At 32.4% G+C, this 11,791-nt stretch carries 14 protein-coding genes; 3 read left to right on the top strand and 11 right to left on the bottom strand.

The window, feature by feature from the left end:
- Positions 1-139 precede the first annotated feature (139 nt).
- The 5 genes from sucC to BM253_RS03360 form a co-directional block, all read right to left on the bottom strand.
- Complete coding sequence (gene sucC / locus BM253_RS03340) at positions 140-1,333, bottom strand: ADP-forming succinate--CoA ligase subunit beta (protein WP_091519098.1); 1,194 nt, start codon at positions 1,331-1,333, stop codon at positions 140-142.
- A 128-nt stretch (positions 1,334-1,461) separates the two neighbouring features.
- Complete coding sequence (locus tag BM253_RS03345; RefSeq protein ID WP_091519102.1) at positions 1,462-2,853, bottom strand: ATP-binding protein; 1,392 nt, start codon at positions 2,851-2,853, stop codon at positions 1,462-1,464.
- Positions 2,854-2,909: 56 nt separating this feature from the next.
- A complete protein-coding gene (locus BM253_RS03350; RefSeq protein WP_091519104.1) occupies positions 2,910-3,974 on the bottom strand; it encodes a glycosyltransferase family 9 protein in 1,065 nt (354 codons plus the stop codon).
- 19 nt (positions 3,975-3,993) lie between these two features.
- Positions 3,994-4,383, bottom strand: a complete 390-nt coding sequence (locus BM253_RS03355; protein ID WP_143095574.1) for a hypothetical protein — start codon at positions 4,381-4,383, stop codon at positions 3,994-3,996.
- Positions 4,384-4,422: 39 nt separating this feature from the next.
- Positions 4,423-4,848 (bottom strand): NUDIX domain-containing protein, encoded by a 426-nt coding sequence (locus BM253_RS03360; protein ID WP_091519110.1) that lies wholly within the window; start codon positions 4,846-4,848, stop codon positions 4,423-4,425.
- Between the two features lie 216 nt (positions 4,849-5,064).
- On the opposite strand from BM253_RS03360, the gene BM253_RS03365 reads away from it, so the two are divergent.
- From BM253_RS03365 to BM253_RS03375, 3 genes are read left to right on the top strand one after another with little or no spacing between them, the layout of a single operon-like run.
- Positions 5,065-5,679, top strand: a complete 615-nt coding sequence (locus BM253_RS03365; protein ID WP_091519113.1) for a hypothetical protein — start codon at positions 5,065-5,067, stop codon at positions 5,677-5,679.
- On the top strand, positions 5,660-6,388 hold the full coding sequence (locus tag BM253_RS03370) for a DUF3307 domain-containing protein (protein WP_091519117.1): 729 nt from the start codon (positions 5,660-5,662) through the stop codon (positions 6,386-6,388). The genes BM253_RS03365 and BM253_RS03370 overlap by 20 nt, the downstream gene beginning before the upstream one ends.
- Positions 6,385-6,741 (top strand): MmcQ/YjbR family DNA-binding protein, encoded by a 357-nt coding sequence (locus tag BM253_RS03375; RefSeq protein ID WP_091519120.1) that lies wholly within the window; start codon positions 6,385-6,387, stop codon positions 6,739-6,741. Before BM253_RS03370 ends, BM253_RS03375 begins: the two co-directional genes overlap by 4 nt.
- 49 nt (positions 6,742-6,790) lie before the next feature.
- Here BM253_RS03375 and BM253_RS03380 read toward each other — a convergent pair whose 3' ends face one another.
- From BM253_RS03380 to BM253_RS03405, 6 genes are all read right to left on the bottom strand, one after another.
- The gene (locus BM253_RS03380) at positions 6,791-7,723 is read right to left on the bottom strand and encodes a synaptonemal complex protein 1 (protein WP_091519124.1); all 933 of its coding nucleotides are present in this window, start codon (positions 7,721-7,723) and stop codon (positions 6,791-6,793) included.
- A 50-nt stretch (positions 7,724-7,773) separates the two neighbouring features.
- The gene (locus tag BM253_RS03385; RefSeq protein WP_091519127.1) at positions 7,774-8,448 is read right to left on the bottom strand and encodes a porin family protein; all 675 of its coding nucleotides are present in this window, start codon (positions 8,446-8,448) and stop codon (positions 7,774-7,776) included.
- Positions 8,449-8,554: 106 nt separating this feature from the next.
- Positions 8,555-9,328, bottom strand: coding sequence for a hypothetical protein (locus BM253_RS03390; protein ID WP_091519131.1), 774 nt, complete (start codon positions 9,326-9,328; stop codon positions 8,555-8,557).
- 181 nt (positions 9,329-9,509) lie between these two features.
- Complete coding sequence (locus BM253_RS03395) at positions 9,510-10,316, bottom strand: NAD(P)H-binding protein (protein ID WP_091519134.1); 807 nt, start codon at positions 10,314-10,316, stop codon at positions 9,510-9,512.
- Between the two features lie 8 nt (positions 10,317-10,324).
- Entirely contained in the window at positions 10,325-11,143 is an 819-nt protein-coding gene (gene kdsA / locus BM253_RS03400) for a 3-deoxy-8-phosphooctulonate synthase (RefSeq protein ID WP_091519139.1), read from the bottom strand.
- A 1-nt stretch (position 11,144) separates the two neighbouring features.
- Positions 11,145-11,666, bottom strand: a complete 522-nt coding sequence (locus BM253_RS03405; RefSeq protein WP_091519143.1) for a DUF4199 domain-containing protein — start codon at positions 11,664-11,666, stop codon at positions 11,145-11,147.
- Positions 11,667-11,791: the final 125 nt, after the last annotated feature.

An 11,791-nucleotide genomic window follows, 5' to 3' on the forward strand; every position in this document is an offset into this window, starting at 1 on the left:
TTGATAACCTTTTATATGTAATGACCTCACAGGTTTTTAAAACCTGTGAGGTCTGGAATATCAATAATTAATATAGTCAAAAAAATAAGTCCGATACAATTATCGGACTTATCTTTATATTTGGTTAGAATTATCTAAATTATGATAATGCTTCTTTAACGCGATCTGATGCTTCTTGGAATTCGATAGCCGATAAAATTGGCATACCAGATTCGTCGATAATTTGTTTAGCTAAATCTGCGTTTGTTCCTTGTAAACGTACAATAATTGGCACTTTAATATCGTCGCCCATGTTTTTGTAAGCATCAACAATACCTTGAGCTACACGGTCGCAACGAACAATTCCACCAAAAATATTGATTAAGATTGCTTTTACGTTTGGATCTTTTAAAATGATACGGAAAGCGATTTCAACACGTTTTGCATCTGCAGTACCACCAACGTCTAAGAAGTTAGCTGGTTCAAAACCTGCATACTTAATTAAATCCATAGTAGCCATTGCCAAACCTGCACCGTTAACCATACAACCTACAGTTCCATCTAAATCAACATAGTTTAAACCAGCTGCTTTAGCTTCAACTTCGATCGGACGCTCTTCTGTAACATCACGCATTTCAGCGTAATCTGCATGACGGTATAATGCGTTGTCGTCTAAAGTTACTTTAGCATCAACAGCAATAATTTTATCGTCAGATGTTTTTAAAACCGGATTAATTTCGAACATTGAAGCATCGCAACCAACATAAGCGTTGTATAATGCATCAACAAACTTAACCATTTCTTTGAATGCACCACCTGATAAACCTAAGTTGAAAGCAATTTTACGTGCTTGGAAACCTTGTAAACCAACAGATGGATCAATTTCTTCTGTAAAGATTAAGTGTGGTGTGTGTTCTGCAACTTCTTCGATATCCATTCCACCTTCGGTAGAGTACATGATCATGTTTCTTCCTGTTGCGCGGTTTAACAATACAGACATATAAAATTCTGAAATTTCACTGTCTCCAGGATAGTAAACGTCTTCTGCAATTAATACTTTGTTTACTCTTTTACCTGTTGGTGGAGTTTGTGGAGTAATTAAATCCATACCAATAATTTGACCAGCGATTTCTTTAACTTGGTCTAAATTTTTAGCTAATTTAACGCCACCGCCTTTACCACGACCACCAGCATGAATTTGAGCTTTAATTACATGCCAACCTGTACCTGTTTCTTCTGTTAATTGTTTTGCTACTGTTACTGCTTCTTCTGCTGTATTAGCTACATGACCGCGTTGCACACGTACACCATAACTAGAAAGTATCTGTTTACCTTGAAATTCGTGTAAATTCATTGAATTATATGTTTTTTAGATGTACAAAAATATAAAACTTGTTTTACATTGCCTAAAAAAAATGAAATATTGTTGTTTTGGTAATTTTGGTGTTCTATATTTCTGTGATTAATTATTTTGTTTTTAGTTTATATTATTAAATCGGTTGGTGTAGAATCGTCGTTAATTTCAACAATAGCAGGGTTTTCTTCGTTAACCTGTTTAAAGCCGATTTTGTTGATCGGCGGTTTTTTGGCTTGATACGATTCTAAATCTGCTTCTAATTCTAAAATTCTATGCGGGAAATCTTGTCCCACGTTTTGTTTTGCTTCAACCAAAAATACGGCGCAGCGTTTAATATAATCGGCATTTAGTTTTGCTTTTGCTTCGTTGAATGATGCTGTTAGAACTTTTTCGGTTAGTTCGATGTTCTTGCTTTCGTCTTTTCTGTAAAGTGCGTATAATCGTTTTTTTAATGATTGCGTAAAATCAATTACCATGGTGTTCGAAAATAATCTCATTTCATTTGCAATTGGTTCCCAAAACGATTTACACAAAGCGTTATGAGTTTTAAGAATCTTTAAAAGCGGAGAATCTTCTATTAAATTCTGCGTTAAATGATAAATAATCAATTGCGCACGCTCGTCTGAATTTGGCGGAAAAATTGGTATCTGCATATCAAATCTGCCCGGTGCCAAAACTTCGTCGTTAAACAAACTCAATATTTCAGCCGAACCAACCATTAACAATTCCTGATGAATATCTTTTTGTGTATGACGTAAAATGGTGTTTATCAATTCAATATTTTCTGAAAAGAAATTCTGCTCGCCATTTTTACTCAACAATTCATCTAACGAATCAATAAACAACATGGTTTTAGGATGTTGCATTTTTGAATTCAAGAAATGCGTAAAAGAATTTTTGGTGGTTTTTAAATTTCCTGCCAAATAATCTTTATAAACGTGAACAAATTCATAACCAATCATCTGTGCCATTTTACGTGCCCAGAAAATTTTTCCGCTTCCCGGCGGACCGTACAAAACAATTCCGGTTGGTTTAGAAATTCCCCAGGTTTTTGACTGGTCTTTGTTCATAAACGGATCCAACATATCGCTTAAATAGAAATACAAATCGGTGTAACCAACCAAACGTTTTGCGGCATAATCTTCTGTTTCAGGAAAAGCTTCGTCGATAAAAGGATATTCGCCGCCAATGTACAAATGTATCAGGTAGCTTGAAAGATTTGTTTTTATGTTTTTTGCAGCTTCTTCGGGAATTCCGTTTGATACAAAGAAATTTAAAACTTTTTCCTCGCTTTCATTGATCGCTTTGGCAATATCAGCCAAGGTTTTTTCTTTAGAATGATCTTCGGCATATTTCTTTAAAAAATCGATATTTTTCAAAGTAAACTGCTTAAAATTTTCGGTTACGTTGAATTGTTCATCAATGCAGATGCTTAAATCTATATTAAAATCGTATATGAAATTCTGTAAGCTTTCTAACGAAATTCCTAAATCATCGGATAAATCTTTTAATCTCATTTTTTATTTTTAAAGATACTAAATGCGTTAACTTAAATTACAAAGTTGTATTTGTTTTAACTTTTTTTGGTTGATAAAATCTGGTCTATTGCTTTGATAATATCGTTTTGCGACTGTTTTTCGGTATCTACAAACGTACTGCCGTTGCCATAAGGTGCATAAACTTGGGTACGTGTAACAGAAAAAAGTCCGATTGTTGGCGTTAATGCCGCACTGCTTAAGTGCATCATTCCGGAATCTGCTGCAACAACCAGTTCGCAGTTTGCCATTAACGATGCTATTTCACGAACGTCTTTACTATAATAAGTTGGAAGTTTTCGTTCTAACTGCGAAATATCTTCAACCGGTAAAATTTCAATCAAATTATATTCTTCGGCATATTTCGGGTAGAATTTTTCGTAAAAATCGTTCCACCATTCAACCGAATAACATTTTGCGCCTGTTGCAAACGTAAAAAATGCAATGGTTTTGCGGTTGTCGTTTTTGGTAACTTTTAATAAATCTTGTTTGCCTTGATTTAATTCTGTTGGTGATAATTTTAAATCTAAAACAGGAACATCGCCACTCAATGGTTTTTGATTTAAAACTTCCAAAAACCGACGGAAATTATAAACCGGATATTTCGCAATATGTTCTATATCGCTGTATATATCTTTTAATTCTTCGAAATCATCTCCATAAAACTTAAAATCTGCCGACGGAATTATTGTTGATATTCTGCCCGATGAAGAGCCTTTTTCTACATTAATTACCAAATCGTATTTTGTACGCTTTAATGAAAACCATACTTTTAGGTATTCCGAAAAATCTTTCAATGGTTTTTTAGGAAGTTCGATGATGTTTTTAACCTGCGGATAATTCTGAAAAATGATCGGCGTTATTTTCCCTTTCACAAAAAGATCTATGGTACAGTTTGGAAACGTGTTGGCTATTTCCTGAACCAAAGGCGTAATTAACAACATATTCCCTAAACGATGGTTTGGACGGCTTATTAATACGCGGTTTACTTTAAAGTTATGTGCTTTTTTCTGCATGTCGCCAACAGATTTTTTCCCAATGTTGTGGGTTAAAGAATGCATTAGCTTTCTGCGAACAATATTTGCTTTAGATTTTAAGCTCATTATTACGTTACGGAAATTATTATTGTTTGTTTTTAGAATTGAACTGGTTTTCGCGATGCGTGGTGTACAGATAAATATTGGTCATGAAAAAGAATATAAATCCGAATAAAAACCAATGTAAAACATTTGCTGTGCGTACAATTGCCTTGTTATAATCTTGTAAAAGTCTTAAAATTTGACTTTCATTTCTTATATCGCTTACTGTTTCCGGATATCCAAATGTTTCTAAAGCAGGGGTTGAAGGTAAACAAAGCCACAAAACCACAGCATAAATTCCGAAAAGAACAAGCGAGAGTTTCATTTTATCAAAAGCATCAACATTTTTGCTTCTAAACCTTACAAAATAGGCGATAAGGTACATTAAAAGTAGTGCCGCTACAACATATAATATGGGAATGTCTTTAAACATAAACATCATTTTTAATAAAGATAGCTTTTACAAGGTTTGCTAACTTAATTTTGACTGCAATTTATTGAAAACTATTTGATCTACTGGCAATGTAAACGGATTATTCGCTGTTAACGGAATCCAATTTACTTCCTGAATATTTTTATCAATGATTTCTAAATTGTGTAAATCTATAATTGTGACAAAAAAATACAGTGTTAAAAGCTGTTTGCCGTCTTTTGCCAGCGATGGTACAAAATCTTCCTGAATATAAAAAGCATCGCCAACCGTAAGTTCCAGATTCAGTTCTTCTTTAAATTCACGCTTTAAACAATCGGCAGTTCCTTCTCCAAATTCCAAACCGCCACCGGGCAGTTTCACAACCATATTTCCGGCAAAAGGTTCTTTTAAAGTTAAAAGTTCGTTGTTCACAATGCATAAAGCATACACCCGAATATTGAAACCTTTAAAGTTTTGTGTTTCCATTCTTCAAAAATATTCATATTTAACCAAATATTTTTAAGATTTTACTTTTAATTTAGATAGATCGTACAATAAAAAACAATTTCAGTTCTAATCAGATTATTCTAATTATCGGTTTTAAAGACGATATTCTAAATTATCGGTTAAATAGACGATATTTTAAACTATCGGTTAATTAAGCGATATTTTTTATATCTTTAGATATTCAATAACTATAAAATGGTTGCAATTATAACAGGCGATATTGTATCATCGCGCACTTTAAAACCTGCAGTTTGGTTAAAACATCTTAAAGAAGGTTTGGAAATGTTTGGGACTTCGCCCTTCAACTGGGAATTATACCGAGGCGACAGTTTTCAATTTAAAACAACTGTAGAAGATGCTTTATTACACGCTGTTTTATTAAAAACATGGATAAAACTGTTGAAAGAAATCGATGTTCGTTTAAGCATTGGAATTGGCGAACAAACGTTTGAAGGAACGAAAATTACCGAAGGCAACGGCACTGCTTTTGAATTGTCTGGCGAAGGTTTTGATGCGTTGGAAAAAAAGAATTTAACAATAAATACCCAAGATAAATTGTTGAACGACACCTTTAGGGTAATGACTGATTTAGCTTTGTTGATTATGGATAAATGGACAGATAAATCGGCTGAAATTATCTTTTTAAAGTTGAAAAATCCGGAATTAAATCAAACGCAGATTGCCGAAAAATTGAACAAAAAACAAAGTACCATTAGTGAAGCCTTAAAACGTGGCGGATTTGACGAGATTGATCAGTTTATAAATTATTACAACCAAACAATGAAACAGTATGTGGCTACTTCTTCTTAAATTTTTAGCGGCTCATTTTCTGGGCGATTTTGTTTTTCAGACCAAAAAAATGGTTCAGAACAAACACAAACCTGTTTATTTTGCAAGTCATATTGCCATTCATGCCGCTTTAATGTGTCTGTTTTTAGCGAACGATAATATGTGGTGGGCAATTATTCTGGTAACTGTTTTTCATGCTTTGTTCGATTGGATCAAACTGAAATTAGCATCAAAAATTAAAGCTCCAATACTTTTTATTGCAGATCAAATGGTGCATCTTGCTACAATTATCGTGGTTTTAATGATTTTTTCGACATTAGAAATCTCTTTCGATTTTATAAACAAACCGCAAATCTGGTTGGTTTTGGTTGCAGTTATTTTAGTTACGCAGGTAACTGCCATTTTAATAAGAATTTTACTATCGCCTTACCAGCAATATAAAAAGGTACAGGAACATTCGGTACAAATTACAGGCGAAAAAGTGCTGTTTAATGCCGGAAAATATATTGGTATTTTAGAACGATTGTTTATTTTTGGTTTTGTTGTCGCAAATTTTTGGGAAGGAATCGGTTTTTTATTGGCAGCGAAATCAATTTTTAGGTTTGGCGATTTAAACAATGCAAAAGAACGCCATTTAACTGAATACGTTTTAATTGGAAGTTTTTTAAGTTTTGGATGCGCCATTGCAGTCGGTTTGATTTTTAATTACGTTTTACACCATTTAATATGAACAATATAGAAGATTTTCGCGATTATTGCTTATCGTTTAAAGGAGCTACAGAGAAGTTTCCGTTCGATAAAACAACACTGGTATTTTACGTAATGAACAAAATGTTCTGTCTGGTTGATATTGAAGAGTTTGAGTATTGTAATTTAAAGTGCGACCCAGATGAAGCCGAAGAATTACGTGCCCAATACAACGGCGTAAAACCGGGTTACCACATGAGTAAAGTACATTGGAACAGCGTGTACTTTAACAGCGATGTTTCTACCAAACTACTAAAAGAATTAATTGTAAATTCTTACGATTTAGTGGTTAAAGGGCTGACAAAGAAAGATCAGGCTGCTTTAAATGAGATGTAGTTTATTGTTAGAAATAAAAAATCCCGCCAGTTGGTGGGATTTTAGACTATTAATTAAAATCTGATATTAAGCTCATTATTAAAAATCTTCCAGATGTAGTAAATGAAAAAGTCTTGCTTTGATCGGCTAATGTTATCATTTCGCCTAAATTATTTTTCTGAAATTTTTCAAATAATGCGTTCTCTATTGATTTAAGTGGTCTTTCATTGTTAAATAAAATTTGAAAATCGTTATTTTTAATTTCTTCCAATAATGTTAAAGGTTTTCTAAAACTACGAATTAAAAAATTTTGAATTTCTTTGTAGGTGTTAAAATCAATTATAATATTTTCTTCTGTATTAATAGATTTGGTATTGTTTGTTTTCTTTGTCGTGCTAAATTTAGGGTTTGATGTTGAGAAACTTAGGATTTTTTTATCAAGTTCTTTTATCAGTTCAGTTTGAGAGGTATTTGTTTCCTTTAAGTTTTCTATTTCAATATTATGATTTGATGTAATAGATTCGATTCTTTGTTCGTAAGATTGTTTGAGGTCGTCTATAGTTTTATTAAATTCTTCTTTCTCTTTTCTTCCTGATTTTATACTTTCTAGTTCTAGTTCGTGAAATATTTTCTCTCTTTCAAAAAGTTCTTTACTTCTTTTCGCTGCTTTTTCTGAGGTTTGATTAACCCTATTGATAAAAATAGTTAGATATGGAAATAAAATTGATGATATCACAGCAAATATTAAAGCGAATAGAAAGCAATTAAGATGATCATATATTGTAAAATTTTGAAACATACACCGAACGTAGGCTGTTCTGTCTTCGACCGGTTTTGATGAAAAGATTAAAATATATAAAGGTTCCCAATAGCTTAATACAAGTAAAGCTAAGTAATAAGGGATCATTGGCATTTTTAATCTGTCAACAGCAGCTTCTTTTGATTCGTGGTATAACATTAATGCTTTTATCCAAAAACTTTCGTTTTGTGTGTTTTCACTCATGTTTTATAAGGTTAGTGTTTATCTAGTTATAATCGGTGTAAGTTCTTCTTTTAGTGAAATTTATAAGCCAAACCAATTTGAAATGCTTGGTTTTTCATTTCTGTTGTGGTAATAACTTCGGTAGATTTAAACTGCTTATCTTCGTTGAGCATATTGTTTAAACCTAAGTAGTAACGGGCTTCAATACTTAAATTTCTTAAGAATGTATATGAAGCACCGAAAGTTATACCGTAGTTAAGTCTATAATAAAAGTCTGTTTCATCAATTTCTTTAACAAGAGTATTTTGATATTCCACAGGCACGTTTTGATAATCTCTTTCAAATTTTGCTTTAAGCAGATAATTAAACTGCGGACCTGCACCAATCTTCAATTTGTCTACAATTTTGTATTCAATAAATATTGGTAACGTCAAGTAGTTGTGGCTGTATGATTCTTTTACATTATTATAATAACCGTCACCTGCTGCACCCATTTGACTGTAAATAATTTCAGGTGTAATACTTAAATTTTCCGTAAAGTTGAAAGAATAGCCTGCACCTAAATATAAACCAATTTTACTTTTGGTTCTATCTTCGTAATTAAATTGCTTTAAAAGGAATACTCTTGTTTCAGCTTTTATAAATCCACTGATCGATGAAATGTTTGTACCAGCTTTAAATTTTAATTGTGCATTGGTAGTATTTACGCCTAAAATAGCTGTAAGTAATAAGAGTGTTTTTTTCATAAGGTTGATGTTTTATAAGAATTTTACAAATATAATTCTTTTTACGCTGAAAATATTAACAAAAAAACCACTCAAATTGAGTGGTTTTGTATCGTTTAAAAAGTTTTTATTGACCTGAAACTATATTGGTATATTCTGCAACTAAATAGCTTAAATGTTCCCACTTGATTGATTTGTAAGGGAAATTCTTCATAAATTCTTCGTTATCTCCAAAAAGAAAAGCGTAATGATCTTCAAATTCTCCTTTTTTAAGCCATAAAACATCATCGCCTTTTTTTACGTAGTACGATTTTGTTACACCACCCCCAAAAGACGGACTTCCGCCCACACTGAAAGAAGATGTTTCAGATGCAATCGGATCTGCATAAACTTCAATTAAACTACTGAAATCTGGATTAATTAATTGCATTAAGAATTCTTTTTCTTCTTTTTTGTTTTTCAACGAAGCTTTTACGTTTTTCACATATACTTCATCAGGATTCGTAGTTTTATTTAAACTTTTACGTCCCCAGTTTTTAGAATTTCCAAAATAGCTGTTTACTTTAGAAGCCTTTGCCATACCTGAAATTGGCAAATACATTTCGGCGATTTCTTCTGCTTTGTATTCGGTTTTTTTGCCCGATGCGTCTTTAATATCAATAGAATAAATTTGTCCTTTTTTTCTATTTATGTCAGTTGCCGATCCTTCAACTTTTCTACCATCCTTTAAAATAACAGTCGAGGTTTTCTTTGAAGAAACACCGGTAAACATTTCAATAAACAAATCATCATCCATCATTTTAAGCTGCTCTTTTGTAAATTTTACTTTGTCTTGAGCATTTACTTGAATTGTTCCTAATGTAGTTGCGGCAATTAAGCCAAAAAATAATATTTTTTTCATAAGATTAAAAATTTTGGTTAAAATAGTAATAATTAATTAAATAGAAACTATATTTTTTTAATAACCACAGATGCACAGATTTTTCTTATTGTTTATGAAAAGCAAATCATTATCTAAATGGGCATTTCAAGTATATATCTGTGAATCTGTGGAAAAATATCTGAATTTCATTCAAATGTAATTAGTCCAATAGATATAAATAATCAATCCCATATTTCTTGGAAATTTTTTCACCACTAACTTTTCGCATATCCGCATTGGGATTGTCTGTGAATTTTGGTAGGGGAGAAAGTCCTAATTTGTTTGCTTCCTGAGTATAAAAATCTCTTCGATTTAAATTAACAGGAGCTACAATATTAAAAACATCATTTGGAATTTCGTTTTCGATGATCTTTTCTACAAATCGAATAATATCAGTTCTATGAACCATATTAACCGGATTGTTCGCTTCTGTTACAATATCTTTTCTTACGATAAAATGAACCGGGTGACGATCTTCACCGATTAATCCACCCAAACGAAGAATGGTAGCATTAAAATTTTGGTTGTTTAGAAGTAGGTTTTCAATTTCGAAAATTTGTTGATCCATTTCAGAAACAGGAACAATAGGTGTTTCTTCATTCACATTTCCTTCCAAAGAAAGATAAACCGTGGTAGAGCTTGTGTAAATAACATTTTTAACACCGTGTTTTTCTATAAACGGAACAACCGCTTTTATTTTATCAACATAGTTATCTTCAACCTTTTGTGTTCGTCCTGGCGGAATGGTAATAATAAGGATATCGGTATCTGTTAATAAGTTATCAAGATTGTCTGTTTCAGGATTTGATCCTACATTCACAATAAAACTCTCTATTCCATTTTCGTTAAAAAACGAAATTTTTTCAGGAGTTGTTGTCGAAACTTTTAATTGATGTCCGTTTGAATTTAATTGCAATGCCAATGGATTTCCCAACCAACCTGCACCTAATATGCTGATGTTTTTCATAGATGATGTTAAAACTTATTAACCGTTTGGCGAATGGCAACCAGTTTTTCCATTAAAGGTTCAAAATGATCTAAATGTAGCATGTTAGCACCATCGCTTTTTGCATTTGCCGGATCAAAATGAGTTTCAATAAAAATTCCATCTACACCAACAGCAATTCCTGCTTTAGCAACCGTTTCAATTAAATCGGGTCTTCCGCCGGTTACACCACTTGCCTGATTTGGTTGTTGAAGCGAATGCGTAATATCTAAAACCGTTGTGGCATAATTCTGCATGGTAGGAATTCCACGATAATCAACAATCATATCCTGATAACCAAACATAGTTCCGCGATCGGTAACCATTACGTTTTCATTTTCGCAATCCAACACTTTTTGTACGGCGTGTTTCATACTTTCAGGACTCATAAATTGTCCTTTCTTTAAATTGACCGTTTTACCGGTTTTTGCAGCAGCCACAACCAAATCGGTCTGGCGTACCAAAAATGCAGGAATCTGTAAAACATCAACATAAGCCGCAGCCAAATCAGCATCAGAACTTTCGTGAATATCAGTAACCGTTGGTACATTAAATTCTTTAGAAACCTTTTGCAGAATTTTTAAAGCCTTTTCATCGCCAATTCCTGTAAAAGAATCAATTCTTGAACGGTTTGCTTTTTTAAAAGATCCTTTAAAAACCAATGGAATCTGCAAACGATCTGTAATAGTAACTAATCGTTCGGCAATTCTAAAAGCCATTTCTTCATTTTCAATAGCACATGGTCCGGCAAGTAGAAAGAAATTGTCGCTTTCTAAATGTTTAATATTTGGTATGTTCTGTAAATTCATCTTATTTCTTCTTTTTTGAGTTAGTAACAGGCACAACAACCGTATTTTTCTTGGTTTTAAAAACCCATGCGTACAGTGCAGAATAAATCACACCTAACGATAAAGCATTCATAACACCCTGGCGAATAGTAAAATTCATGTTGTGAATTAATTCTAAACTTTCGCGTGTTTGTCTGCCTTTCGATAATTGATATTCTATAATGTTGTTGAAATAATCAGGCGAAATAGTTTCGTAAATAATGTATTGAGCAATTGGGCTTAAAAGGGTGGTTAAACCGGTTAAAAATAACCCAAACTTAAAGGCACTTTTAAATTCCCAAATAGCATTTTTTCCTAACGATTTTTTTTTATCGATAAATGCAATTGCCCACAAAAAGGTCAAAATAATATAGTACACAAAGGCAATTCCTATAATATTGCTAAAATCTTTATGATACCCCAAAGCATTTTCTAAAGCAGCCCACAAACAGGAAAAAGCAGTGATAATTGCAGCCCATTTTAGTTCGATACCTATTTTATTCATTACTGTTAATTAAATTTTAACAAAAATAATCAAACTTTTACCACAAAAAAAATGATTGATCTTAAATAATACTTAATGATTTTTTTTATATTTAGTAAAATAAATATCATTTGTAAAAAATTGAA

Origin of the sequence: Paenimyroides ummariense, from assembly GCF_900115115.1 — a bacterium.
Lineage (GTDB): Bacteria > Bacteroidota > Bacteroidia > Flavobacteriales > Flavobacteriaceae > Flavobacterium > Flavobacterium ummariense.